Origin of the sequence: Curtobacterium sp. ME26 (assembly GCF_903970945.1) — a bacterium.
GTDB classification, from domain to species: Bacteria; Actinomycetota; Actinomycetes; order Actinomycetales; family Microbacteriaceae; genus Curtobacterium; species Curtobacterium citri.
In genome coordinates, this window is the sequence record NZ_CAJCKG010000025.1 from 1 (window position 1) to 25,096 (window position 25,096).

The 25,096-nt window shown below is 73.0% G+C and carries 26 protein-coding genes and 1 pseudogene; 4 read left to right on the forward strand and 23 right to left on the reverse strand.

What is annotated here, in order from left to right:
* A partial coding sequence (locus H7A69_RS11025; protein WP_182047059.1) for an aldo/keto reductase occupies positions 1–284 on the reverse strand: 284 nt, incomplete at its 3' end.
* A gap of 102 nt (positions 285–386) precedes the next feature.
* Between H7A69_RS11025 and H7A69_RS11030 the strand changes: the two are divergent.
* Positions 387–1,199, forward strand: a pseudogene (locus tag H7A69_RS11030) (helix-turn-helix domain-containing protein); the annotation flags it as partial.
* A gap of 45 nt (positions 1,200–1,244) precedes the next feature.
* On the opposite strand, the gene H7A69_RS11035 reads toward H7A69_RS11030, so the two are convergent.
* The 7 genes from H7A69_RS11035 to H7A69_RS17490 all read right to left on the reverse strand — a co-directional run bounded on the left by H7A69_RS11035 (position 1,245) and on the right by H7A69_RS17490 (position 7,789).
* A complete protein-coding gene (locus tag H7A69_RS11035) occupies positions 1,245–2,111 on the reverse strand; it encodes an oxidoreductase (protein ID WP_182047060.1) in 867 nt (288 codons plus the stop codon).
* A 97-nt stretch (positions 2,112–2,208) separates the two neighbouring features.
* Entirely contained in the window at positions 2,209–2,718 is a 510-nt protein-coding gene (locus H7A69_RS11040; RefSeq protein ID WP_182047061.1) for a hypothetical protein, read from the reverse strand.
* Positions 2,719–2,757: 39 nt separating this feature from the next.
* Positions 2,758–3,318, reverse strand: coding sequence for a hypothetical protein (locus H7A69_RS11045; protein WP_182047062.1), 561 nt, complete (start codon positions 3,316–3,318; stop codon positions 2,758–2,760).
* Between the two features lie 60 nt (positions 3,319–3,378).
* Entirely contained in the window at positions 3,379–4,902 is a 1,524-nt protein-coding gene (gene der / locus H7A69_RS11050) for a ribosome biogenesis GTPase Der (RefSeq protein WP_069713021.1), read from the reverse strand.
* 120 nt (positions 4,903–5,022) lie between these two features.
* Positions 5,023–5,688 carry a (d)CMP kinase gene (cmk, locus tag H7A69_RS11055; RefSeq protein WP_259346185.1) on the reverse strand — a complete coding sequence of 222 codons (666 nt, stop codon included), beginning with the start codon at positions 5,686–5,688 and terminating at the stop codon, positions 5,023–5,025.
* A 200-nt stretch (positions 5,689–5,888) separates the two neighbouring features.
* Positions 5,889–7,013 carry a prephenate dehydrogenase gene (locus H7A69_RS11060; protein WP_182047063.1) on the reverse strand — a complete coding sequence of 375 codons (1,125 nt, stop codon included), beginning with the start codon at positions 7,011–7,013 and terminating at the stop codon, positions 5,889–5,891.
* Positions 7,014–7,033: 20 nt separating this feature from the next.
* On the reverse strand, positions 7,034–7,789 hold the full coding sequence (locus tag H7A69_RS17490; RefSeq protein WP_259346186.1) for a pseudouridine synthase: 756 nt from the start codon (positions 7,787–7,789) through the stop codon (positions 7,034–7,036).
* 267 nt (positions 7,790–8,056) lie between these two features.
* Here H7A69_RS17490 and H7A69_RS17495 point away from each other — a divergent pair, with 267 nt between their 5' ends.
* The gene (locus H7A69_RS17495) at positions 8,057–8,968 is read left to right on the forward strand and encodes a hypothetical protein (RefSeq protein WP_182047092.1); all 912 of its coding nucleotides are present in this window, start codon (positions 8,057–8,059) and stop codon (positions 8,966–8,968) included.
* A gap of 139 nt (positions 8,969–9,107) precedes the next feature.
* Here H7A69_RS17495 and scpB read toward each other — a convergent pair whose 3' ends face one another.
* From scpB to H7A69_RS11115, 9 genes are all read right to left on the reverse strand, one after another.
* A complete protein-coding gene (gene scpB / locus H7A69_RS11075; RefSeq protein WP_083264044.1) occupies positions 9,108–9,794 on the reverse strand; it encodes an SMC-Scp complex subunit ScpB in 687 nt (228 codons plus the stop codon).
* Positions 9,784–10,599, reverse strand: coding sequence for a segregation and condensation protein A (locus H7A69_RS11080; RefSeq protein ID WP_182047064.1), 816 nt, complete (start codon positions 10,597–10,599; stop codon positions 9,784–9,786). The genes scpB and H7A69_RS11080 overlap by 11 nt, the downstream gene beginning before the upstream one ends.
* Positions 10,583–11,461: a ParA family protein gene (locus tag H7A69_RS11085; RefSeq protein WP_069713529.1), complete on the reverse strand. Its 879-nt coding sequence runs from the start codon at positions 11,459–11,461 to the stop codon at positions 10,583–10,585. The genes H7A69_RS11080 and H7A69_RS11085 overlap by 17 nt, the downstream gene beginning before the upstream one ends.
* A 136-nt stretch (positions 11,462–11,597) precedes the next feature.
* A complete protein-coding gene (locus tag H7A69_RS11090) occupies positions 11,598–12,422 on the reverse strand; it encodes an SseB family protein (protein WP_411469363.1) in 825 nt (274 codons plus the stop codon).
* A gap of 14 nt (positions 12,423–12,436) precedes the next feature.
* Entirely contained in the window at positions 12,437–13,183 is a 747-nt protein-coding gene (gene priA / locus H7A69_RS11095; protein WP_182047066.1) for a bifunctional 1-(5-phosphoribosyl)-5-((5-phosphoribosylamino)methylideneamino)imidazole-4-carboxamide isomerase/phosphoribosylanthranilate isomerase PriA, read from the reverse strand.
* 129 nt (positions 13,184–13,312) lie between these two features.
* Positions 13,313–13,948 (reverse strand): imidazole glycerol phosphate synthase subunit HisH, encoded by a 636-nt coding sequence (gene hisH / locus H7A69_RS11100; RefSeq protein WP_182047067.1) that lies wholly within the window; start codon positions 13,946–13,948, stop codon positions 13,313–13,315.
* The gene (hisB, locus tag H7A69_RS11105; protein ID WP_069713532.1) at positions 13,945–14,547 is read right to left on the reverse strand and encodes an imidazoleglycerol-phosphate dehydratase HisB; all 603 of its coding nucleotides are present in this window, start codon (positions 14,545–14,547) and stop codon (positions 13,945–13,947) included. Before hisB ends, hisH begins: the two co-directional genes overlap by 4 nt.
* Positions 14,544–15,668 carry a histidinol-phosphate transaminase gene (locus H7A69_RS11110; protein WP_182047068.1) on the reverse strand — a complete coding sequence of 375 codons (1,125 nt, stop codon included), beginning with the start codon at positions 15,666–15,668 and terminating at the stop codon, positions 14,544–14,546. Before H7A69_RS11110 ends, hisB begins: the two co-directional genes overlap by 4 nt.
* A 91-nt stretch (positions 15,669–15,759) precedes the next feature.
* A complete protein-coding gene (locus H7A69_RS11115) occupies positions 15,760–16,134 on the reverse strand; it encodes a LysM peptidoglycan-binding domain-containing protein (RefSeq protein WP_069713534.1) in 375 nt (124 codons plus the stop codon).
* 235 nt (positions 16,135–16,369) lie between these two features.
* Here H7A69_RS11115 and lexA point away from each other — a divergent pair, with 235 nt between their 5' ends.
* Positions 16,370–17,014 (forward strand): transcriptional repressor LexA, encoded by a 645-nt coding sequence (gene lexA, locus H7A69_RS11120; RefSeq protein WP_069713535.1) that lies wholly within the window; start codon positions 16,370–16,372, stop codon positions 17,012–17,014.
* Between the two features lie 195 nt (positions 17,015–17,209).
* On the opposite strand, the gene hflX is transcribed toward lexA, so the two are convergent.
* Complete coding sequence (gene hflX, locus H7A69_RS11125; RefSeq protein WP_069713557.1) at positions 17,210–18,748, reverse strand: GTPase HflX; 1,539 nt, start codon at positions 18,746–18,748, stop codon at positions 17,210–17,212.
* Positions 18,749–18,809: 61 nt separating this feature from the next.
* On the opposite strand from hflX, the gene H7A69_RS11130 reads away from it, so the two are divergent.
* Positions 18,810–19,424 carry a class I SAM-dependent methyltransferase gene (locus tag H7A69_RS11130; RefSeq protein WP_182047069.1) on the forward strand — a complete coding sequence of 205 codons (615 nt, stop codon included), beginning with the start codon at positions 18,810–18,812 and terminating at the stop codon, positions 19,422–19,424.
* Between the two features lie 125 nt (positions 19,425–19,549).
* On the opposite strand, the gene dapF is transcribed toward H7A69_RS11130, so the two are convergent.
* Genes dapF through recA form a run of 5 tightly spaced genes read right to left on the reverse strand, consistent with a single transcriptional unit; the run spans position 19,550 to position 24,905 of the window.
* The gene (dapF, locus tag H7A69_RS11135) at positions 19,550–20,440 is read right to left on the reverse strand and encodes a diaminopimelate epimerase (RefSeq protein WP_069713537.1); all 891 of its coding nucleotides are present in this window, start codon (positions 20,438–20,440) and stop codon (positions 19,550–19,552) included.
* Positions 20,437–21,399, reverse strand: coding sequence for a tRNA (adenosine(37)-N6)-dimethylallyltransferase MiaA (gene miaA / locus H7A69_RS11140; RefSeq protein ID WP_259346184.1), 963 nt, complete (start codon positions 21,397–21,399; stop codon positions 20,437–20,439). Before miaA ends, dapF begins: the two co-directional genes overlap by 4 nt.
* Positions 21,386–22,879 carry a tRNA (N6-isopentenyl adenosine(37)-C2)-methylthiotransferase MiaB gene (gene miaB, locus H7A69_RS11145; RefSeq protein ID WP_182047070.1) on the reverse strand — a complete coding sequence of 498 codons (1,494 nt, stop codon included), beginning with the start codon at positions 22,877–22,879 and terminating at the stop codon, positions 21,386–21,388. The genes miaA and miaB overlap by 14 nt, the downstream gene beginning before the upstream one ends.
* Before the next feature lie 38 nt (positions 22,880–22,917).
* Complete coding sequence (locus tag H7A69_RS11150) at positions 22,918–23,841, reverse strand: regulatory protein RecX (protein WP_182047071.1); 924 nt, start codon at positions 23,839–23,841, stop codon at positions 22,918–22,920.
* On the reverse strand, positions 23,838–24,905 hold the full coding sequence (recA, locus tag H7A69_RS11155) for a recombinase RecA (RefSeq protein WP_182047072.1): 1,068 nt from the start codon (positions 24,903–24,905) through the stop codon (positions 23,838–23,840). Before recA ends, H7A69_RS11150 begins: the two co-directional genes overlap by 4 nt.
* Positions 24,906–25,096: the final 191 nt, after the last annotated feature.

Here is a 25,096-nt window from a genome sequence, read left to right on the forward strand (position 1 = left end):
CGTCGGGCGCCGACCTTCGTCACGATGTGCAGCTCGTCCGGGTACGGGTGCAGGGCCTCGCGGATGATCTCGTTCGTGACGTGCGGGCCGTAGAAGTCGGACGTGTCGACGTGGGTGATGCCGAGTTCCACCGCGGTGCGGAGGACCCGGACCGCCTCGTCACGGTCGGCGGGCGGGCCGAACACGCCGGGGCCGGCGAGCTGCATGGCGCCGTAGCCGATCCGGGTCAGGTGGAGGTCGTCAGCGAGGCGGAAGGTGCCGCCGGGGAGGGTCGTCGTGCTCATGCCCACCACGATGCGTCCGCCGGGCGCGACGGGACAGGTCCCCCGCGTCCCTGGGACCACGGGGACCAGGAACGGAACGCAGGCGGTCCGTAGCATCGCGGTGTGAGCGACAACAGCCTCGGCGCGTACCTGCGGGCTCGGCGCAGCCTGGTCCGACCGGAGGACGCCGGCATCCGCGTGACCGGGGTGCGTCGCACCCCGGGGCTCCGCCGCGAGGAGGTCGCGACGCTCGCGGGCATCAGTGCCGACTACTACCTCCGCCTCGAGCAGGGTCGCGACCGGAACCCGTCGGGTCAGGTGCTCGACGCACTGGCACGGGTGCTCGGTCTCGACGCGACCGCCACCCGCTACCTGCACTCGCTCGCCGCGCACGAGGCCGGTGTCGCACGCCCCCGTCGGGGCGGCTCCGGACGGGCCTCCGCTCGCACCACCGGGGAGCGCGTGCCGTCCGGCACCCTGCAGCTGCTCGACGTGATCGGTCTGCCGGCGTTCGTCGAGGGCCGCGCGTTCGACGTCCTCGCTGCGAACGCCCTCGCGACGGAGCTCGCGCCGGGGATGCGAGCGGGCGAGAACCGTCTGCGGACGATGTTCCTCGACGGCGCCGAGCAGGAGCGCTACCCCGACTGGGAACACCAGATGGCCGGCATGGTCGCGGCCTTCCGGGCCTCCATCGGCACCGACGTCGACGACCCCGGCGTCACGTCCCTCGTCGGCGAGCTGTCCCTCGGCAGTGAGGACTTCCGCCGGCTGTGGGCCCGCCACGACGTCCGGCCGCTCGCCGGCGGGACCGTCCGGATGTGGCATCCCGAGGTCGGCGACCTGGAGCTCCGGCGCGAGAAGCTCGGCGTCGGGGGCACCGACGGGCAGCTCCTCGTGGTGCACCACGCCGAACCGGGCTCCCCCTCGGCGCGCGCCCTCGCGCTCCTCGGGAGCCTCGCCGCCTCAGCCGCCTCAGCCGCCTCAGGCGCCGATGGCGTCGAGCTCCCGGACCGCGTCCGCCGGCAGGGTGAGCCCGGCTCCGGCGACGTTCTGGCGCAGGTGGTCCACCGACGACGTCCCGGGGATGAGCAGGATGTTGTCGGACCGCTGCAGCAGCCAGGCGAGCGCCACCGACAGGCGTGACTCCCCCAGCCGCTCCGCGACCGCGTCCAACGCCGCCGACTGGATCGGTGAGAAGCCGCCGAGCGGGAAGTACGGCACGTAGGCGATGCCCTCGGCCGCGGTGAGGTCCACGAGGTCGTCGTCGGCACGCTGCGCGACGTTGTACATGTTCTGGACGCACACCACCGGTGCGATCCGCAGCGCCTCGACGAGCTGCGCGCCCGTGACCGTCGACAGGCCGAGGTGCCGCACGAGCCCCTGCTGCTGCAGACCGGCCAGTGCCTCGAACTGCGGGGCGATGCTCCCCGGTTCCGGGGCGTCGAACCCGCCGACGCGCAGGTTGACGACGTCGAGCTGCTCGAGGCCGAGCCGCTCCAGGTTCGCGTACACGTCCTCGACGAGCTGCTCCGGCTTCCGGGCCGGCGGCCACTGCCCCTTGTCGTTGCGTCGGGATCCGACCTTCGTCACGATGTGGACCTGTTCCGGGTACGGGTGCAGGGCCTCGCGGATGATCTCGTTCGTGACGTGCGGGCCGTAGAAGTCCGCGGTGTCGATGTGGGTGATGCCGAGCTCGACGGCCGTGCGGAGGACCCGGACGGCCTCGTCCCGGTCGGCCGGCGGACCGAACACCTGCGGTCCCGCGAGCTGCATCGCGCCGTACCCGAAGCGGGTGACCTCGAGGTCGCCGAGGTCGTAGGTGCCGCCGGGGAGCGTGTTCGTCGTCATGCGTCGACGATGCACCCGTTCGCTCCGGTGTGCCTGGCCGTGGGTGTCCCCTGGTGCCGCCCGGGTGCCGCCCTGGCGCCGCCTCGGTGCCGCGGACTCAGCCGGCCGTGCGGGGCTTCGGGAACGTCGCTCGCATGTGGTCGCTCGTCAGGACGTCGCCGATGCCGATCATGAGCAGCGAGAACAGGATCTGCTCGATCACCATCCAGAACGGGTAGAGCCCGGGGATCGCCGCCACGACGAGCGTCACGACCGGGAAGATCCTGCTGAACAGGCGGAGTCGCTGGTACGCCCAGTAGTAACCGAGCTGCGCCCGCCACGCGAACACGTAGAGCGTCAGGGTGATGAGCAGCACGACCGTCGCCCGGAACCACACGGCCCATGCCACCGTCTCCCCGGCACGGGTGAGCAGCACGGCGACGACGATCGCGGCGAGGCCGACGGCGGTCTCGGCGACGAGCAGCCACCGGATCCACCGGAAGGAGCGCACGGTGTCCGGGTGCGCGAGCATGTCCTCGCGGATGACGTAGCCGGCCTGCCGACCGCCGGCGAGGCGATCGAGGTGCAGCCGGCACCACACACGGTCGGCGAGGGCGGGGAGACTCACCCGTCAATCGTGCCGCATCCGGGCGCTGCCCGGGCGACGTCAGTCGACGGGGACCAGCAGGGCGACGCCGAGCACCTCGCCGGAGTCGTCGTCCAGCACCGCCACGGTCCGGACGTCCGCCTCGAGCGACGTGGGATCGGTGACGATCGACGTGTCCCCGGCGACGGCGGGCACCGCCGTGAGCGTGTGCGCGGCTGCGAGCGCCGCCGTGTCGAGGGCGACCTGGCGGGACAGCACGATCCGCAGCGAACGGTGCCCTGGCGGCACGGTGAGGCCCTGCAGGCGGACGGCCACCGACGCGTCCCCCACCCGCTCGATTCGCACGGTCCCGCCGACGTCGTCGCCGACCGGGAGGATCGGCCCGGCGACCGGCAGCGTGCGTGCGACCCAGTCCTCGACGTCGCGTGGCGTGGCTCGGACCGGCGGCTCCGGGATCGGCGCTCCGAGGGCGTTCGACACCCCGATCGGCGCCGACGGCTGCGGTCGCGTCAGCGCCCGGTCGCGGTCGACACCGGCGTGTCGGTCGACGACCGCATCACCCCCGCGGGGCGTGCTGGCCGTCCACGCGATCCCGACGCCGCCCACGACGACGGCGAGCACCACCAGGACCGTCGCCGGTCCCCGTGGTGCTCGCCGTCGCACGTCGTCGCCCCGGACCGACTACGTGCGCTTCCGGCGCTCGCGCACCCGCATGTTGACGTTGATCGGGGTCCCCTCGAAGCCCCAGACCTCGCGGAGCCGACGCGTGATGAAGCGTCGGTACTGCGGGTCGAGGAAGGCCGAGGTGAAGAGCACGAACGTCGGCGGCTGGCTCGACGCCTGGGTGCCGAACAGGATGCGGGGCTGCTTGCCACCGCGGACGGGGTGCGGGTGCTCCTGCACGAGCTCGGCGATGAAGGCGTTGACCTTGCCGGTCGGGATGCGGGTGTCCCACGACTCGAGCGCGGTCTCGAGCGCGGGCACGAGCTTCTCGAGGTGCCGGCCGGTGCGGGCGGAGATGTTGACGCGCGGGGCCCAGGCGACGTGGGCCAGGTCCTGCTCGATCTCGCGCTCCAGGTAACGGCGGCGGTCGTCGTCGAGCAGGTCCCACTTGTTGTAGGCGAGGACGAGCGCGCGACCGGACTCGAGCACGAGGTCGATGATGCGGAGGTCCTGCGTCGAGATCGTCTCGGTGACGTCGAGCACGACGACCGCGACCTCGGCCTTCTCGAGGGCCGCGGTGGTGCGGAGCGACGCGTAGAAGTCTGCGCCTTGCTGCAGGTGCACGCGCTTCCGGATGCCCGCGGTGTCGACGAAGCGCCAGACCCGGCCGCCGAGCTCGATCTGCTCGTCCACCGGGTCGCGCGTGGTGCCGGCGAGGTCGTTGACGACCACGCGCTCCTCACCCGCGGCCTTGTTGAGCAGCGAGCTCTTGCCGACGTTCGGGCGTCCGAGGATCGCGACGCGACGGGGACCGCCGACCTCCTGCTTGGCGACGGCCGACGTGTCGGGGAGCGTCGCGATGATGAGGTCCATCAGGTCCGCGACGCCGCGGCCGTGCAGCGCCGAGACCGGGTGCGGCTCACCGAGGCCGAGGTTCCAGAGCTCGAAGGCGTCGAGGTCGCGGCGCTCGTCGTCCGCCTTGTTGGCGACGACGATGACCGGACGGTCGGTGCCGCGGAGCATCTTCACGACGTGCTCGTCCGTGGCGGTGATGCCGACGGTGACGTCGACGACGAAGAGCACGGCGTCGGCGAGGTCGACCGCCACCTCGGCCTGCGCGGCGACCGAGGCGTTGATGCCGCGGGCGTCGGGCTCCCACCCACCGGTGTCCACGAGCGTGAAGCGCTTGTCGTTCCACTCGGCCTTGTAGCTCACGCGGTCGCGCGTGACGCCGGGGACGTCCTGCACGACGGCTTCGCGCCGACCGATGATGCGGTTGACGAGCGCCGACTTGCCGACGTTCGGGCGACCGACGATCGCGAGCACCGGGTAGGCGGGCAGGTAGTGCACGCCGTCCTCGCCGAGGGCACCGGCGTCGAGGAGCGCGACGTCCTCCTCGTCGAGCTCGTACTCGTCGAGGCCGACGCGGAGCGCGTTCGCGCGCTGCTCCGCCTCGGCTTCGTCGAGTCCGGCGAGCCGCTCACCGAGGGCGTCGTCGTACTCCGGGAAGTCGTCGTTGTCGTGGCTGTCCTGCTGGGCCATGGTGGGGTTCCTCGTGTGCGACCGGAGTCGCGGTGTCGGTGGCCGTTCCCGGCCGGGCCGGTCACCCGGCCGTGGTGACCGGGCGACCCGGTCGTGTGACCGGACGGCGCCCGGTCTGCGTCAGTGCGTGGCCGCTCGGGCCAGGTCGACGACCGCCTGGACGGTCTGGTCGAAGTCGAGGTCGGTGGAGTCGAGCGTCGTGACACCGTCTGCGGCGTTCATGAAGTCGACGACCTTCGCGTCCGCTGCATCCCGGCGAGCGAGTGCGGCGGAGGTCTCGGCGGCCGACTGGGTCGTGACCTCAGCAGATCGCCGAGCCATCCTAACCGACTCGTCGGCCGTCAGCAGGATCCGGACCTCGGCGTCGGGGGCGACGACGGTCGTGATGTCGCGCCCCTCGGTGATGATGCCCTGCCCGTCCGCCTTCCGCATGACCTGGCGGAAGAGCTGGACGAGCCGCTCGCGCACCTCGGGCAGCTTCGCGATGTGCGCCACCGCGGCCGTGACCTCCGGCGTCCGGATGGCCTCGGTCACGTCGGTGTCCCCGACCCGGACGAAGTAGTCGTCGGGGTCGGTGCCGATCGCGTAGTCGAAGGTGTCCCAGCTGGCGAGGACCGCCGACGGGTCGTCGAGGTCGACGCCCTGCTGCAGCGCGTGCCACGCGAGGGCACGGTAGGCGGCGCCGGTGTCCTGGTAGCCGAACCCGAGGGCGCGGGCCGCGGCACGCGAGACGCTGGACTTGCCGCTGCCGGCCGGTCCGTCCACCGCGATGACGGTCTTCGCCACGAACGCGCCCTGGGGCAGCCCGGACGGAACGGGTGCGCTCGTCGAACCGGGCTCGCCACCGCCCTGGCCGTCGAGGCCGCCGGCGATGTCGCCGCCGCCGATGGGTCCGGGCTGGCCGCCCGGGGCCGGCAGCCCGGAGTCGGGGCCGTCCGGTCCGCCGGTGACGCCGGACTGTTCGAGCGCGGTGTTCGTGTCGTCGTTCAGGCCCATGCTGCTGCGATCCTCCATCCGCGACCCTCGAGCTCTTCGACGAGTCGCTGTTCCTGCTCGGGCACGACCGCCACCTCGACGATGCCGATCGGTGCGCCCGGTGAGTGCTCGAGGCGCATGTCCTCGAGGTTGATGCCGATCTCCCCGATGAACGCGAGGAGTGCGGCGATCTGGCCCGGGGTGTCGTCGACGAGGACGACTACCTGGGCGAAGCGCTTGGTCGTGCCGTGCTTGCCCGGCAGGCGCTCGACACCGCGGTTGCCGGCGGCGATCGTCTCGGCGATGGTGCGCGGCGAGCCCTGGCCGTCCGGGTCGTCGAGTGCTCGGAGCACCCGGTCGAGGTCGTCGCGCAGGTCGGCGAGCACCGGTCGGATGTTCGCGGCGTTCGCACCGATGATCTGCACCCAGAGCCCCGGATCGCTCGCGGCGATGCGGGTGACGTCGCGGACGCCGCCGCCCGCCAGGTCGAGCGACCCGTCCGGTGCCTCCTGCAGCCGCGCGGCCATGAGGGTGGAGACGAGCTGGGGCGCGTGCGAGACGTAGGCGACCGCGAGGTCGTGCGCACTCGGCTCCATGGGCACCACCGTCGCACCGACGTCGAGGGCGAGGTCCTCGACCACCGCGGCCCGCTGGTAGGAGATGCCGTCGTGCCCCGCGATGACCCACGGGCGCCCGACGAACAGGTCGGCCCGTGCCGCGGTCGGACCGCTGCGCTCGCGACCGGCCATCGGGTGCGACCCGATGTAGCGCGCGACGTCGGCACCGGCGGCACGCAGGCGCTCGAGCGGCCCGGTCTTCACGCTCGCCACGTCCGTCACGACGGCGCGCGGGAAGGCGGCGAGCTCGCGCTCGACCACCGTCGCCACGACGTCCGGGGGCACCGCCACGACCACGAGCTCCGGCTCGTCGCCCGCTGCGGGACGACGACCGGCGCCGTAGTCCACGGCGAGCGCCAGCGCGGCCGGCGACACGTCATCGAGGACCACGTCGACGCCCTTCTCGCGCAGGGCGAGCCCGATGGAGGCCCCGAGGAGCCCGGCCCCGACGACCCGGACGGGTCCGCGGAGCCGCCGGTCGATGTCCGGTTCGGCGAGCGGGGCGGGGGCGTCGGTCACGCGGTCAGCCTACCGACGCCTCAGTCGGTGGTCTCCTCGTCCCCGGCGCCCTGTGGAGCGACCTGCGCCTCGCGGGCGATGCGCAGGAGTGCACCGAGCTCGACCGTCGACAGCTCACGGACCCGGCCGACCGGCAGCGAGCCGAGCTGCAGCGGTCCGAAGGAACGCCGGACGAGTTCGAGCACCGGGTGGTCGACGGCCTCGAGCATGCGGCGGACGATGCGGTTGCGCCCCGAGTGCAGGGTGACCTCGACGAGCGACTCGCCGCGCGCCGACTCGAGCAACCGCACCTTGTCCGCGGCGATCGGTCCGTCCTCGAGCTCGACGCCGTCGAGGAGTCGCTGCACGGTACCCGGGTTGACGTTGCCCGCGACCTTCGCGATGTACGTCTTCGCGACGCCGAACGACGGGTGGGCCAGCACGTGCGCCAGGTCGCCGTCGTTCGTCAGGAGCAGCAGCCCCGAGGTCTCCGCGTCGAGCCGGCCGACGTTGAACAGCCGTTCCTCGTACCGGTCGACGAACTCGGACAGGTCGCGCCGGCCCCGCTCGTCCTGCAGGCTCGACACGATCCCGGTCGGCTTGTTGAGGAGCACGTACCGCCGCGAGGTGTCGACCTGCACCGGCACGCCGTCCACCGCGATCGCGTCGGACTCCGGGTCGACCCGACGCCCGAGGGCGTCGACGACCTCGCCGTTGACGGTCACGCGACCCTCGACGATCAGGTTCTCCGCCACCCGGCGGGACGCCACGCCCGCAGCGGCGATGACCTTCTGCAGGCGCTCACCGTCGGCCTGGAGGCTCGGCTCGCCCCCGGTGGGCGCGCTCCCCTCCGTCGCGTCCCAGTCCGGGATGATCGGACGCTCCGGCGTGCCCTCCAGCGGTGCGCCGTGCTCGTCGCGCGCGCCCGCAGGGCGCGGCGTCGTGCGGGCGTCGGCGCCGCGGGGTCCGGCTGCCCGAGCACCTGCTGCTCCCCGAGCACCCGCGCCACCGGGGCGGTCGCCGTTGCGCGCGGTCGTCGTGCCACCGACGTAGCGGCGGCCGTTGTGCCAGACGGTGCTCGGTCGACCGTCCGGGGTCCGGCGGTCCTCGCGCGCCGGGTCGCGGCGGCGGTCATCGCGCCGGTCGTCGCGCCGGTCGTCACGACGGTCGTCACGCCCACGGGAGGCACCGGCACCCCGGTCGTCACGCCCGCGGTACCCGCCGCGGTCGTCGCGGTCACGGCCGCCGCCCCTGCGGTCGTCGCGCCCGCGGTCGTCGCGGCCGCGGTACCCGCTCGTGGAGCGGTCGTCCTCGCGGCGGACGAACCCGCCGTCCCCGCCGCGGCGGTCGTCGTCGCGACTCACGAAGCGGCCGCGGTCACCACCCGGTCGGTCGTCCCGCCCGCGGTACCCACCACGGTCGTCGCCGCCCCGGTACCCGCCGGTGCCGCGATCATCACGACCCCGGTACCCGCCCCGGTCGTCGCCGCCACGGGCGCCGGCCGGACGGTCGTCACGACCGCGGTACCCACCACCGGTCCCACCGGAACGGTCGTCACGGCCGCGGTACCCACCACGGTCGTCGTTGCCCCGGGCACCACCGGAACGGTCGTCGCGCCCGCGGTACCCACCACGGTCGTCGCCGCCCCGGTACCCGCCGCTGGAACGGTCGTCACGCCCGCGGTACCCATCGCGGTCCTCGCCGCCCCGGTACCCGCCGCCGGTCCCACCGGACCGCTCGTCGCGCCCCCGGTACCCACCTCGGTCGTCGCCGCCCCGGTACCCGCCGCCGGAACGATCGTCGCGCCCCCGGTACCCGCCGCCGGCTCCACCGGACCGCTCGTCGCGCCCCCGGTACCCACCACGGTCGTCGCTGCCCCGGGCGCCGCCCGGACGCTCGTCGCGCCCGCGGTACTCACCGCCGGTCCCACCGGACCGCTCGTCGCGCCCCCGGTACCCACCGCGGTCGTCACCTGACCGGCCACCCGCACGAGCGGAGCCGCCGTCGCGGTCGCGGGGCGTGCCTCCCGTCCGGCCACCGTCGCGACCCGACCCGCCGTCGCGACCCGACCCGCCGTCGCGACCCGACCGTCGGGCGCCTCCTCGTCGTTCGTCCTCATACGCGGCCATCGGGGATCCCTTCGTTCTGCTCGAAGCCGCCGACGCCGTCCTCGAGGAGGGGCGAGATGAGCGGCAGCTCGTCGAGCGAGTTGATGCCGAGCTGCTGGAGCAGCAGGTCGGACGTGACGTAGTTGATGGCGCCGGTCTCGGCGTCGGTGAACGACTCCTCGATGAGGCCGCGCGCGACGAGGGTGCGGACGACCCCGTCGACGTTCACCGCGCGGATCGACGCGATCTGCGACCGGGTGATCGGTTGCTTGTAGGCGACGACCGCCAGGGTCTCGAGGGCCGCCTGCGACAGCCGTGCCGGGCGCTCCGCCTCGACGAACTGCTCGACGACGACGTCGAGCTCCCGGCGGACGTAGAAGCGCCAGCCGCCACCGACCTCGCGGAGCTCGAACCCGCGGCGCACGGTGCCGGCCACGCCGTCGAAGTCCGCGACGAGCCGCTCGATCGCCTGGCGCACGGCCGGGACCGGCGCGCCGACCGCGGCGCCGAGTGACACCAGCGACTGGGGCTCGTCGGCGATCATGAGGATCGCCTCGAGCTGACGGTCGACCGGGAGCTCCGTGCGGGCGTGGCCGGCGTCGCGCAGCTCCTGCTCGATCGCGCGGGCGTCGGCGACCTCGTCCGCTCCCCCGGGTTCGGCGCTCGAGGCGGCGGCGCGTGCGTCATCCGTCATAGTCGGCTCCCAGGTTCGCGAGGCTCTCCTCGGACCAGTCCTCGGCGGTCCACCGGAGTGTCAGCTCCCCCAGCGGTTCGAGCTGTTCGAACGAGATCGACGCGTTCCGGTACAGCTCGAGGATCGCCAGGAAGCGAGCCACCACGATACCCGTCTCCGAGACACCGGCGACCAGCTCGCGGAACGAGACGTCCTCGTCGGCACGGGTCCGGAGGATCGACACGACGATCGCGGCCTGCTCGCGGATGCTCACGAGCGGCGCGTGCAGGTGGTCGAGTCCGACCGTCGGGATCTCCCGCGGGGCGAACGCGAGCGTCGCGATCGCCGCGAAGTCCTGCACGGACAGGGTCCACACGAGCTCGGGCGTCCGCGCTCGGAAGCGCTCCTCGAGCCGCACCCGGCGGACGTGGCGGCGGGACTCCTGCTGCCACTGCTCCCCGAACCACTCGGCGGCCTGCTTGAACGCCCGGTACTGCAGGAGCCGGGCGAACAGCAGGTCGCGGGCCTCGAGCAGGGCGACGTCCTCGGCGTCGACGAGTTCGCCCTGCGGCAGGAGCCCGGCGATCTTCAGGTCGAGCAGGGTCGCGGCGACGACGAGGAACTCGCTGGCCTCGTCGAGCTCGTCGGCGGACTCCGCCTGGCGCACGTACTGGATGAACTCGCCGGTGACCGCGCCGAGCGACACCTCGGTGATGTCGAGCTCGTGCTTCGTGATCAGCGACAGCAGCAGGTCGAACGGGCCGTCGAAGTTGCGCAGCCGGACCCGGAAGCCGGACGGCGTGGTCGCGTCAGGCGACGGCGCCACGCTCGACGAGCTCCCTGGCGAGCGCCCGGTAGGCGTGCGCCGCGGCGTGCTCGGGTGCCGTCTGCGTGATCGGACGTGCCGAGACGGTGGCGTCCGGGAACTTGACGGTCCGGCCGATGACCGTGTCGAGCACGTGGTCGTCGAAGGTCTCGACGACGCGCTCCATGACCTCGCGGGAGTGCAGGGTGCGCGAGTCGTACATGGTCGCGAGGATGCCGTCGAGCCGCAGGGCGGGGTTGAGGCGGTCGCGCACCTTGTCGATCGTCTCGATGAGGAGCGCGACGCCGCGCAGGGCGAAGAACTCGCACTCGAGCGGGATGAGGACGCCGTGCGCCGCGGTGAGCGCGTTGACGGTGAGCAGGCCGAGCGACGGCTGGCAGTCGACGAGGATGAGGTCGTAGTCGTTCGACACCTTGCGGAGCACGCTCGCGAGGATCTGCTCGCGGGCGACCTCGTTCACGAGGTGCACCTCGGCCGCGGACAGGTCGATGTTCGCGGGGATGACGTCGAGCATCGGCACGTTCGTCGGCTGGATGACCTCGCGCGGGTCCTTCACGGCGCCCATGAGCAGGTCGTAGACCGTCGGGATGTCGTGCGTGCGGACGCCGAGGCCGGCGGACAGGGCGCCCTGCGGGTCGAAGTCGACGGCGAGGACCTTGCGGCCGTACTCGGCGAGCGCGGCGCCGAGGTTGATGGACGTCGTGGTCTTGCCGACGCCGCCCTTCTGGTTGCAGAGCGCGATGATGCGAGCCGGGCCGTGACCGTCGAGTTCCTCGGGCACGGGGAACTGCCGCACGGGCCGACCGGTGGGGCCGACCGGGGTCTCGCCGGTGCCGGGGGTGCTCGTCGGGTTCGTCCTCACCCGGTCATCGTACCGGCGTGCCCTGCCCGGCCCGGGCCGCACCGCCGCGGCGCCGCGTCACCGGACCGTCGGACCACCGGACCGCAGCCGGACCGTCGGACGCGAGTCGCGCCCCCCGTCCGGGCCCGGACCGGCGTCACGCTCGCCGCAGCGCCACCCGCATGCTGTCCACCCGGTCGGCGATCACGGCGTCTGCCGTCCAGCGCTGCTGCAGCCGGCCGACCAGGGCCTGCACGTCCGCCTGGTCGAGTCCGGGGTGCAGCGCCAACCCGACGGTCAGTTCGGCGCCCGCGAAGCGGCCGAGGGGGTCGCCGGGCGACAGCTCGACGCGGGCGACCGCCGGTTCGTCGGCGACGGAGTCGGCGAACGCCTGCCCCACCTCCGGGTCCTCGAAGCAGGGCGTCCACGGCAGGTCCTGCCCGATCGCCCACACCGCGGGCCGGCGTAGGACGAACTCGGTCGGTGCCGTCGGGTCGAGGACGACGAGCTGCGTCTCCTCGCTCGCCGCGGCCATCGCCACGCGGCGTGCGTCCGCCGGCACCGGTCGTGCGGTCGCGTCCCAGGAGCGCATCGCCTCGGCCGAGGTGAACGCGGGCATCACGCTGCGGCCGTCGGGTCCGGCGACCGTGACGATCGACAGCTCCTGCGTCTTGTCGACGAGCTTCCCCTCGGCGGTGTGCCCGACGTCACCGGCCTCGGCGACGAGCGGGATGAGCAGCCGGGCCCCGCGCAGCGCCTCGACGACCGCGGCCTGGGACCCGCCCTGCTGCAGGGCCGTGATCGCGGCGACGAGTGCCGGGTCGGCCAGGCCGTCGTCGTCCGCGTAGGCGTCGTCGTGGGCGTCGAACGTCCGTCCCGCCCAGGGGTTCCCCGCCGAGTCGGCGGCGCCGCCCGGGGTGTGGGCGTCGTCGGTCGCGCCCGGCTCCGGCGCCTCGGGTCCGGTGCCGCGCCCGTTCGAGATGCCCGCCACCGCGGCTACTCCGACGCGATGTCGAGGGCGGCCGGCAGGGTGAACGCGCCGGAGTACAGGGCCTTGCCGATGATCGCACCCTCGAGGCCGTGCGGCACGAGCTCGCGCAGGGCACGGAGGTCGTCGAGCGTCGAGATCCCGCCGGAAGCGACGACGGGCTGGTCGGTGCGGTCGCAGACCTCGCGGAGGAGCTCGACGTTCGGCCCCTGCAGCGTGCCGTCCTTCGTGACGTCGGTGACGACGTACCGGGCGCACCCGGCGGCCTCGAGACGGTCGAGCACCTCCCACAGGTCGCCGGCGTCCTCGGTCCACCCGCGGCTCGCCAGGGTGGTGCCGCGGACGTCCAGGCCGACGGCGATCTGCTCGCCGTACTCGCCGATGACGCGCGCCGCCCACTGCGGCTTCTCGAGCGCGGCGGTGCCGAGGTTGACGCGGGCGGCCCCGGTCGCGAGCGCGGCCTCCAGCGAGGCGTCGTCGCGGATGCCGCCGGACAGCTCGACCGAGACGCCCTCGACCTCGTGGACCGCCTTCGCGATCAGCCGGCGGTTGTCGCCGCGGCCGAACGCCGCGTCGAGGTCGACGAGGTGGATCCACTCGGCACCCTGGTCACGCCAGGTGCGGGCCGCGGCGACCGGGTCGCCGTACGCGGTCTCGCTGCCGGCCTCGCCCTGCGTGAGGCGGACCGCCTGACCGTCGACGACGTCGACGGCGGGCAGCAGGACGAGGGGCGGGGTGGCGGTGAGGTCGGTCATGGTCCTGTCGGTTCTGTTGCTGGTGCGGTCACGCGGGTGGTCGGGAGCGGCCGGGAGGCACGGCTCGGCTCCGGCGGTGCCGTCGCGTCGGACGCGGTGCCGGTCCCGTGTCGGTTCGCGGCAGACGGGTCAGAGCGAGTCGACCCAGTTGCGGAGCAGCCGGATGCCCGGCTCGCCGGACTTCTCGGGGTGGAACTGGGTCGCGGTGAGCGGGCCGTTCTCGACCGCCGCGACGAAGCGTTGCCCGTGCTCGGCCCACGTCAGCCGCGGGGCGCGGAAGGGGCCGTAGGCGTCGAGCGGGAAGTCGGTGACGCCGTAGGAGTGCACGAAGTAGAAGCGCTCGTCGTGCAGGCCGTCGAACAGCACGGAGTCCTCCGGTGCCTGGACGGTGTTCCACCCCATGTGCGGCAGCACCTCGGCCCGGATCTCCTCGACGGTGCCCGGCCACTGGCCGAGGCCCTCGACGTCCGCGCCGCGCTCCACACCGCGGGCGAACATGACCTGCATGCCGACGCAGATGCCGAGCACCGGCCGCCCGCCGGCCAGGCGGTGGTCGACGATCTCGCCGCCGCGCACCCCCTCGAGCTGGTCGACGACCGCGGCGAACGCGCCCACGCCAGGGACGAGCAGGCCGTCCGCGCGCAGGGCCTCCTGCTTGTCGGCGGTGAGCGTCACGTCGGCACCCGCGCGCTCGAGCGCCTTCGCCGCCGAGTGGACGTTGCCCGACCCGTAGTCGAGGACGACGACGTTCGGCCTGGCGCTCACAGTGCGCCCTTCGTGGACGGGATGCCGTCGACGCGCGGGTCGAGTTCGACGGCGCGGCGCATCGCCCGGGCGAAGGCCTTGAACTCCGCCTCGGCGATGTGGTGCGGGTCGCGACCGCCGAGGACGCGGACGTGCACGGTGATCCCGGCGTTGAACGTGATCGCCTCGAACACGTGCCGGACCATCGACCCGGTGAAGTGGCCGCCGATGCGGTGGAACTCGAAGCCGTCGGGCTCGCCCGAGTGCACGAGGAACGGACGGCCGGACACGTCGACCACGGCCTGCGCCAGGGCCTCGTCGAGCGGGACGAGCGCATCGCCGTAGCGACCGATGCCCGACCGGTCGCCGAGTGCCTGCTTGAGGGCCTGCCCGAGCACGATGCCGGTGTCCTCGACGGTGTGGTGCACGTCGATGTCGGTGTCCCCGGTCGACCGCACCCGCAGGTCGATCAGCGAGTGCTTGCTGAAGGCGGTCAGCATGTGGTCGAAGAACGGCACGCTCGTCGAGACGTCGGACGAACCGGTGCCGTCCAGGTCGAGCGACAGCTCGATGCTCGACTCGCTCGTGCTCCGGCTGATCGAGGCGGTGCGGGCGGTCATGCGTCAACCCTAACCGGCGGCTGCACGGCGGCCACGCGGCGCATGGCCTCGAGGAACGCCGTGGTCTCCTCCTCGGTCCCCGCGCTCACCCGCAGGTGGTTCGGGATGCCGAGGTCGCGGACGATGACGTCCTGCTCGAGGAGCGCCTCGAACGCGGCGTTCGGGTCCGCGACACCACCGAAGAGCACGAAGTTCGACCACGTCTCGTAGGTGCGGTACCCCATCGCCCCGAGCTCGGTGACCATCCGGTCACGCTGGCGCTTGATGTCGTCGACCATCGCGAGCATCGCCGGGGCGTGCCGGAGCGCGGCGATCGCGGCGGCCTGGGTGAGCGCGGACAGGTGGTACGGCAGGCGGACGAGTCGGAGGGCGTCGACCACCGCCGGGTCGGCAGCCAGGTAGCCGACGCGGGCACCGGCGAACGCGAAGGCCTTGCTCATCGTGCGGGACACGACCAGTCGCGGTCGTCCCGGCAGCAGGGTGATGGCGCTCGGCGCGTCGGCGGGCATGAACTCCGCGTAGGCCTCGTCGACCATGACGATGCCGTCCGTCGCGTCGTAGGCGGCACGGATCGTCTCGATGTCGAGCGGGGTGCCCGTGGGGTTGTTCGGGCCGCAGAGGAAGACGATGTCCGGACGGTGCTCGGCGATGGCCGCGACCACCGTCTCCGGGGCGATGCGGAACTCGTCGTCGCGCTGCGCCGCGATCCACCGCGTGCCGGTGCCGGCGGCGAGGATCGAGTGCATCGAGTACGTGGGCGGGAAGCCGAGCACCGAGCGGCCAGGACCGCCGAAGGCCTGGAGGAGCTGCTGCAGGACCTCGTTGGACCCGTTCGCCGCCCAGAGCTGCTCCGGGGTCAGCTGCTGGTCCGCCGTGAGGCCGCCGTTCAGGTACGCGGTCAGCGACCGACGCAGCTCGGTGAACTCGCGGTCCGGGTACCGGTTGACGGTGGCCAGGGCCTGCCGGATCGAGGCCACGATGTCCTCGGCGACGTCCTCGGGCACGGGATGCGTGTTCTCGTTGACGTTGAGCTGCACACGCACGTGCTTCTGCGGAGCGCCGTAGGGGCTCTGCCCACGGAGGTCGTCGCGGATCGGGAGGTCTTCGAGCGAGGTTGCCACCGATCCATCGTAGGCCGGGCCCCGTGTGCGGCGACCGGCCGTCCGGACGGTGGGCCGTGCCGGCCAGGGTCCGCCGGGCTGGGGGCTGCGGTCAGTCGCCCGTCGTGTACTTCGCGGGGATGGCGATCTGCTCGCCGGCCTGCAGCGAGGAGCCGTCCAGCGCGTTGAGGCTCACGACGTCCTGCACGAAGTCGCGCGGGTCGGCCTGGGGCGCGGTCTCCTCGGCGAGCTGCCAGAGCGTCTCGCCCGGCTGGATCGTCACGGTGTCGAAGTGCACGGGCTCGCCGGCGCGGGAGGAGTCTCCGGCCGAGGCCTGACCGCCGTTGAGCACGGACAGGGCGACGATCACGAAGACCGGGAGCGCGACGAGCGTCGTCAGGACGATGCGGCCGCGGCGCGTGATGCGCAGGCGCGTACGGACGGCGGGCGTCGCGGTGCGCTGGTCAGCGATGGCGATGGTGCTCATGTCGTTCTTGCCTTCCCGTTCGGAGGAACCGAAGTCGTGTACCGAACATAGTTTCGAATCCGACCCCACACAAGTCCCAGGAAGGAATCTGTGCGGGATTTCTTGCCGACACGCTCGAACAGGTGTTTGTCCGGCCTGCGCCGGTCGGATACTGTTTCGATCGACTGGGACGAGTCAAGCGGGGACCACCGACATTCCCGCCCGACCGCCCGGCACCGACGAAGGGCGACACGACGTGGCGGACGAACTGCGGGTCCAGAAGCCGTTGACGGCGAAGCAGCAGGCGATCCTCGACGCGATCCGCGCGTCGATCGCCAGCCGGGGCTACCCGCCGAGCATGCGCGAGATCGGCGACGCCGCCGGACTGTCGTCGCTGTCGAGCGTCTCGCACCAGCTCGGGCAGCTCGAGCTGGGCGGGTGGATCCGCCGCGACCCGAACCGACCCCGTGCGCTCGAGGTCCTCGTCGACGAGCCCACCCCGGACGTCGACACCCCCGACGTCGACGCGACGACCCTCGTGCCGCTGGTCGGGCGGATCGCGGCCGGTGTCCCGATCACGGCCGAGCAGCACGTCGACGAGATCGTGCCGCTCCCCCGTCAGCTCGTCGGGACGGGCGACCTCTTCATGCTCAAGGTCGTGGGCGAGTCGATGATCGACGCCGCGATCTGCGACGGGGACTGGGTGGTCGTCCGCTCGCAGCAGACGGCGGACAACGGGGACATCGTCGCCGCGATGCTCGACGAGGAAGCGACCGTGAAGGTCTTCCGCCAGCGGGACGGCCACACGTGGCTGCTCCCTCGGAACACCGCGTTCGAGCCGATCCTCGGCGACGCGGCCACCGTGCTCGGCAAGGTCGTGGCGGTCCTGCGCTCGATCTGACGCCGGAACGACGCGGAGCAGCCCGCGCCACGGACTTCCGTGGCGCGGGCTGCTCCGCGTTGTGCGCAGTCACGCCGGACCGTCCGGCGGCGCGACGTGAGCAGGCGACCGCACCGCACCGCCCAGCGGCCGGGCCGGCGCGCCGGAGCCGACCCGTGCCTCCCGGCCGGGGGTGCGGCGCGACCGTCTGCGGGACTACGCCGTCGCGACCGGCGCGACCACGAACGGGTCGAGCTCGGCGACCTGCCGCTGGAAGACCCGCACCCGCAGTCGCGTGCCGTCCTCGACGTAGTCGGTGGACTCGACCGCGCCCGCGTCGTGCAGCGAGGACACGAGGTCACCGCGGTCGTACGGCACCACGACGGTGAGCTCGACGTCCGGTTCGGGCAGACGCGCCTCGATCGCGGCGAGCAGCTCGGGGACGCCCTCGCCCGTGCGGGCGGACACGAACACCGCGTCCGGCACGAGCCCGACGAGCACGAGGCGCTGCGCCTCGTCGATCAGGTCCGCCTTGTTGAACGCGACGACCTCGGGGATGTCCCGCGCACCGACGTCGCCCATCACGTCGCGGACCGTCGCGAGCTGCGCGGCGGGGTCCGGGTGCGACCCGTCCACCACGTGCACGATGACGTCGGCCTCGCCGACCTCCTCGAGGGTGGACCGGAAGGCCTCGACGAGCTGGTGCGGGAGGTTCCGCACGAAGCCGACGGTGTCGACGAACGTGAACTCGCGGCCGGCGCTGCTCTCGGTGCGGCGCACGGTGGCGTCGAGCGTGGCGAACAGCTGGTTCTGCACGAGCACGCCCGCGCTCGTCAGCCGGTTCAGCAGCGACGACTTGCCGGCGTTCGTGTAGCCGGCGATCGCGACGCTCGGCACCTCGTTGCGGTGCCGGTCCGCGCGCTTGGCCTCGCGCGCCGGACGGAAGCCGGCGATCTGCCGACGCAGCTTCGACATGCGCGTGTTGATGCGGCGGCGGTCGAGCTCGATCTTCGTCTCACCGGGACCACGCGAACCCATGCCCGCACCGCCCGAGACCTGACCACCGGCCTGGCGGGACATCGACTCACCCCAACCGCGCAGACGCGGGAGGAGGTACTGGAGCTGCGCGAGTTCGACCTGCGCCTTGCCCTCGCGGGTCGTGGCGTGCTGGCTGAAGATGTCGAGGATGACCGCGGTGCGGTCGATCACCTTGACCTTCACCACGTCCTCCAGCGCACGGCGCTGCGACGGCGCGAGCTCGGTGTCGGCCACGACCGTGTCGGCCCCGGTGGCCTTGACGACCATCGCGAGCTCCTCGGCCTTGCCCTTGCCGAGGTACGTGGCGGGGTCGGGGTTCGGTCGGCGCTGCAGCAGGCCGTCGAGCACCACGGCGCCCGCGGTCTCGGCGAGTGCGGCCAGCTCGCGCAGGGAGTTCTCGGCGTCCTGCGCGTCGCCCTGGGGGTAGACGCCGATGAGGACGACCCGCTCGAGCCGGAGCTGCCGGTACTCGACCTCGGTGACGTCCTCGAGCTCGGTGGAGAGACCGGTGACGCGGCGCAGGGCCGCCCGGTCCTCACGCTCGTACTGGTCGCCGTCGCCGGACCAGCCGTGCTCGTCGACCGATCGTGTCTGGATGGCCTGGGCCGGAGCGAAGATCGCCGACGTCGCCCGGGTCTCGGCATTGCGGAGGACGCGTTCCACGACACCTTCGGCGCTGTCGTCGGATCGTCCGTCGTTCATGGTGGTTTCCGTCATCTTCTCCACAGGGTACCGCCGCCACGCCCGGGACACACGGGTGCACCGGTACGGTTCTTCCATGGCGAACGACCACTACTTCTCCGCCGATCCCTCGTCGGAGGTGCGGGAGCGCCAGGTGCACGTCACGCTCGCCGGTCGACCGCTCACCCTGTCGACCGCCGCCGGAGTCTTCAGCCCGGACGGCCTCGACCGCGGGACGCGGGTCCTGCTCGGCTCGGTACCGCCGCCGGCGGCCGAGGGCGCGCTGCTCGACGTCGGCTGCGGCTGGGGACCGATCGCGATCAAGATGGCGCTGGAGTCGCCCGGTGCCGCCGTGTGGGGTGTCGACGTCAACCAGCGGGTGCTCGGTCTGGCGCGGGCGAACGCCGCCGCCGCCGGCGCGACGAACGTGACCGTCGCCCTGCCCGACGAGGTCCCGGCGGACCTGCGGTTCCGGACGATCTGGTCCAACCCGCCCATCCGCGTGGGCAAGGACGAGCTGCACGCGATCCTGCTGACCTGGCTCCCCCGGCTCGAGGTCGGCGGGGACGCCTGGCTCGTCGTGTCGAAGGACCTCGGCGGGGACTCCCTGCAGCGGTGGCTGCGGGAGACGCTCGACGACGGCTTCCAGGTCGCACGGGCGACGACGGACAAGGGCTTCCGCGTCATCCGGGTCCACCGCACGGCGCCGTAGCACTGGGACCAGGGCGCACCGACACCGGGGGTGCACGGGCACCGGGGTGCACGGGCACCGGGGTGCACGGGCACCGGGTCACCGACGCGGCAGCAGCACCGACGCCGGGCCCCGGCGCCGTGGTCTCAGACCGTCAGGTCGCCCGAGAACACCAGCTCCGCCGGCCCGGCGAGCGCCACGTGCTCGCCGTCCTCCGCCGCGAACATCCGCACGGTGACCACCCCGCCCGGCACCCGCACACGCCAGGTGTCCGGCGCCGACGACCCCGCCCAGTACCGCGTCGCGAGCGCCGCCGCGACCGCGCCCGTCCCGCAGGACAGCGTCTCGCCGCTCCCGCGCTCGTGCACGCGCATGGTGATCTCGCCGACCCCGTCCTTGACGAGCGGGTCGCCCGGCAGCACGAATTCGACGTTCGCCCCGGCCGCCGGCGCCGGGTCGAGCACGGGCACGTAGGTCAGGTCGACCTCGGCGAGCTCGTCCTCGGTCGCGACGGCGACGACCACGTGCGGGTTGCCGACGTCGATGCCGATCCCGGGCCGCGCACCGTCGAGCTCCTTCGCCCGGACCATGACGTCGTCCGCGCCGCCGCCCTCGATCCCGAGGTCCCACCGGCCGAGGTCGGCCGAGAAGCCGTTCGTCGTGCGCTGCACGTCGACGAGCCCCTTGCGGCTGCCGACCGTGAGGGTCTCCCCCGGTGCGAGGTCGACGAGCCCGGACTCGGTGAGGTACCGGGCGAAGACACGGATGCCGTTGCCGCACATCTCGGCGACCGAGCCGTCGGCGTTGTGGTAGTCCATGAACCAGGTCGCGGCGGGCTCGACGGCGACGAGCGGGCGCCCCTCCGGGATCGCGTCGGAGCGCACCGCGCGGATGACCCCGTCGGCGCCGACGCCGAAGCGCCGGTCGGCGATGGCGCGGATGCGCTCCGGGGTCAGGTCGACCGTGGCGTCGGGGTCGGCGAACAGGACGAAGTCGTTGCCCGTCCCCTGGCCCTTCGTGAAGTGCAGCTCGGTCACGGCACGATCCTACGGGCCGCGGCCCGCAGCCCGGCGACGTCGGTCCCGCTGACGTCGAGCACCTCGGCGTCGTACCGCTTGAACCAGGAGACCTGCCGGCGGGCGTACTTCCGGGTGGCGACGGCGGTCGCGTCGACGGCCTGCTCCGTCGTCGCCCGGCCGTGCAGGACGTCGAGCGCCTGCGAGTACCCGATCGCGGCCCGCGCGGTGCGCCCCTGTTCGAGCCCGTCGGCCCGCAGGGCGTCCACCTCGTCGACGAGCCCGTCCCGGAACATGCGTGCGGCGCGCTCGTGGAGCGACGCGACGAGCTCGCTCCGCTCGCGGTGCAGGTGCACCACCCGGGCGGCTCGCCAGGGACGCGGCGCGGACGGGAGGCGCGGGGTCACGACCTCGGACCGGCTCGCGATCTCGACGGCGCGGACGAGGCGACGCGGGTTGCGCACGTCGACCTCGGCGGCGGCGGCCGGGTCGAGGGCGCGGAGCCGTGCGAGGAGCGCGTTCGGTCCGTGCTCGGCGTGCTCGCGCTCGAGTTCGGCGCGGAGCTCCGGGTCGGTCCCCGGGAACGCGAGGTCGAAGAGGACCGCGGAGACGTACAGGCCGCTGCCCCCGACGAGCACCGCCGTGCCGCCGCCCGCGGTGATCCGCTCGACGTCCGCCCGGGCGTCGCGCTGGTACGCGGCGACGCTCGCCTCGTCCGTGACGTCGAGCACGTCGAGCTGGTGGTGCACGATGCCGCGGCGTTCGTCCTCCGACAGCTTCGCGGTGCCGATGTCCATGCCGCGGTACAGCTGCATCGCATCGGCGTTGACGATCTCGGCGGGGCGACCGGCGTCCCGGAGGTACTCGGCGATCGTCAGGGCGACCTCGGACTTGCCCGTGCCGGTCGCACCGACGACGGCGATCAGGTCCGGCAGTTCGTCCCGGCCCGCCGTCGCCGCTGCCGCCTCAGCGCCCGACACGGAGGCTCGGCAGGCCGAGCGACACCGGGCGCGGACCCGCGCCCGCCGCGGCGGGGGTGGGCACGCCGCAGCTCTCGGCCTCGGCCCGGTCCCACGCGTCGCCCGCCCGGGTGCGGCGGATCCGCAGCGGCCCGTCGTTGTCGGCGATGAGGAAGTGCGGGGCCGCTCGCGTGACCTCGACGGTGACGACGTCGCCGGGGCGGGGCACGTCGGACCCCTGCGGGACGGCGAAGTGCACGAGTCGGGAGTCCTCGGCGCGTCCGGACAGCCGGTGCGTCGTGTCGTCCTTCTTGCCCTCGCCGGTCGCGACGAGGACCTCCACGCTCCGACCGACCTGCTTCGCGTGCTCCTCGGCGGTGATCCGGTCCTGCAGCGCGATGAGCCGGTCGTAGCGCTCCTGCACGACCTCCTTCGGCAGCTGGTCGGGCATCGTCGCCGCGGGGGTGCCCGGGCGGATGGAGTACTGGAAGGTGAAGGCCGACGCGAACCGCGACTGCTCGACGACGCGGAGCGTGTCCGCGAAGTCCTCCTCCGTCTCACCGGGGAAGCCGACGATGATGTCCGTCGAGATGGCGGCGTGCGGGATCCGGGCACGCACGCGGTCGAGGATGCCGAGGAACCGCTCGCTGCGGTAGCTGCGGCGCATGGCCTTGAGGATCCGGTCGGAGCCGGACTGCAGGGGCATGTGCAGCTGCGGCATGACGTTCGGCGTCTCCGCCATCGCGTCGATCACGTCGTCGGTGAAGGCGGCCGGGTGCGGGCTCGTGAAGCGGACGCGCTCGAGCCCCTCGATCTGGCCGGCGGCGCGGAGCAGCTTGCCGAAGGCCTGCCGGTCGCCGAACTCGACGCCGTACGAGTTCACGTTCTGCCCGAGCAGCGTCACCTCGACGGCACCGTCGTCGACGAGCGCCTGGATCTCGGCGAGCACGTCACCCGGACGGCGGTCCTTCTCCTTGCCCCGGAGCGACGGCACGATGCAGAACGTGCACGTGTTGTTGCACCCGACCGAGATGGACACCCACCCGCTGTGCGTCGAGTCGCGCTTCGTCGGCAGCGTCGACGGGAAGACGTCGAGGGCCTCGAGGATCTCGATCTGCGCCTCGTCGTTGTGCCGTGCCCGCTCGAGGAGCGTCGGCAGCGACCCCATGTTGTGCGTGCCGAAGACGACGTCCACCCAGGGCGCCTTCTCGAGGATGACGTTCTTGTCCTTCTGCGCCAGGCACCCGCCGACCGCGATCTGCATGCCGGGGTGCTCGCGCTTGATGCCCGCGAGCTGCCCGAGGTTGCCGTAGAGGCGGTTGTCCGCGTTCTCGCGCACCGCGCACGTGTTGATCACGACGACGTCCGCCTGGCCGCCGTCCGCTGCCACGTACCCCGCCGCCTGGAGCGACCCGCTCAGACGCTCGGAGTCGTGCACGTTCATCTGGCACCCGTGGGTGCGGACCTCGTAGGTGCGGGGGCGGGCTGCGACGGTGGCCATGATCGTCCAGTGTAGGTCGGCCGCAGCCCCCGACGGCGCTACTCGAAGCGGACGCTGCCGCCACCGGACGGCGGCCGGCGGGACGGTCCGTCGAGGGCACGCTGCACGGCAACCCGCACGACGCCCGACCCGTAGCCCTTGCGCATGAGGAACCCGCTGAGCCGGCGTTCGGCGGTCGCACGGTCGAGCCCGCGGAGCTGCCCGGCACGCTTCTGCGCGAGCTCGATCGCCCGCACGAACTCGTCGTCGGCGTCGTCCTCCGCCGCGTCGAGGGCGGCGTTGATCGCCGCCTGGTCGATGCCGCGGCGACGGAGTTCCGCGACCACGCCCTGCCGCCCGAGCCCCTTGCGTTCGTGGAGCCGGTCGACCAGGTCGGTCGCGAGCGCGACGTCGTCGAGCAGGCCGACGCGGACGAGCCGGGCGACCTCGTGCTCCACGACGTCGGCGTCGAGGTCCTGTCCGCCGAGGAGCTTCCGCATCTCGGACTCGCTCACGCCCTTGCGCCCGAGTGCGCGCATGCTCACCCGCTCGGCGTCGGCACGCTGCTCGTCGATCGGCCGCGGCGCGTCGGCCGGGTCGATCTCGTCACCGCTGCGGATGGCGAACACCGAGGCGCCCGTGGCGTCCGCCGTGTCGGAGTCGTACCCGCGCTGTTCGGCGCGCGCGCTCCGTCCCGAGCCGTCGCCGACGACGGGCGACAGCCACTCGGCCTGGGCGTGCTGCCCGCGCAGCGGCACGACCTCCGGGGCGTCGGCGGAGTCGTCGACCTCGGGCACGGACACGGGGCGGAGTCCGGTGGCCGTGTCGTCGGTCGCCGGATCGTCGTCGGGCGGCGACGTCGCCTCGACGTCCTGCGGTCCGTCCGGATCCGTGTCCGGCGCGGGGCGACCACGGCGGGACCGGGCACCGAACAGGTCGGTGACCGGTGCCAGGCCCTCGCCGTGGTCGGGTGCGTCCGTCACGCGCCCTTGCGCTCCGCGAGCTTCGGAGCGATCGACTCGACCGGCGCGTCAACGGCGTCGGCCTTCGCGCCACCGACGCCGAGCTTCGCGAGGATCTTGCCCTCGATCTCGGCAGCGGTGTCCGGGTTCTGGATGAGGAACGAGCGCGAGTTCTCCTTGCCCTGGCCGAGCTGGTCGCCGTCGTACGTGTACCAGGCGCCCGACTTCTTCACGATGCCGTGGTCGACACCGAAGTCGAGCAGCGAGCCCTCTCGCGAGATGCCCGTGCCGTAGAGGATGTCGAACTCCGCCTGCTTGAAGGGCGGCGCCATCTTGTTCTTGACGACCTTGACGCGGGTGCGGTTACCGACCGCGTCGGTGCCGCTCTTCAGCGTCTCGATGCGTCGGATGTCGAGTCGGACGGAGGCGTAGAACTTCAGCGCCTTGCCGCCGGCGGTCGTCTCCGGGCTGCCGAAGAACACACCGATCTTCTCGCGCAGCTGGTTGATGAAGATCATCGTGGTCTGCGTCTGGTTCAGCCCACCCGCGAGCTTGCGGAGCGCCTGCGACATGAGGCGCGCCTGCAGACCCACGTGCGAGTCACCCATCTCGCCCTCGATCTCGGCGCGGGGCACGAGCGCGGCCACCGAGTCGACGACGATCAGGTCGATCGACCCGGAACGGACGAGCATGTCGGCGATCTCGAGCGCCTGCTCACCGGTGTCCGGCTGCGAGACGAGCAGGGCGTCGATGTCGACACCGAGCTTCTTGGCGTACTCCGGGTCGAGCGCGTGCTCGGCGTCGATGAAGGCCGCGATGCCACCGGCGCGCTGCGCGTTGGCGATGGCGTGCAGGGTCAGGGTCGTCTTTCCCGAGGACTCCGGGCCGTAGATCTCGATGATGCGGCCGCGGGGCAGCCCGCCGATGCCGAGCGCGACGTCGAGGGCGACCGAACCGGTCGGGATGGTGGCGACGGGGGCGCGCTCGTCGGAGCCGAGGCGCATGACCGTGCCCTTGCCGAACTGCCTGTCGATCTGGGCGAGAGCGGTCTCGAGGGCCTTCTCGCGGTCTGCCGGTGAGGGCATGGGGTGCTCCTTCGTGCTCGGTGTCGGCTGCCTGTAGGCTGTCGCGCTCCCGCCGGCCGGTGCTGCAGGGCCGGGGGTCGAGCGACAAGGCGTCGGGCTGTTCCCGATGACTCCGAACCTAGGGCGGGCCACCGACATCACTGCCCGTGACCGCGCGACCTGTGGACCGAGGTCAGGACAGCGCCGTTGTG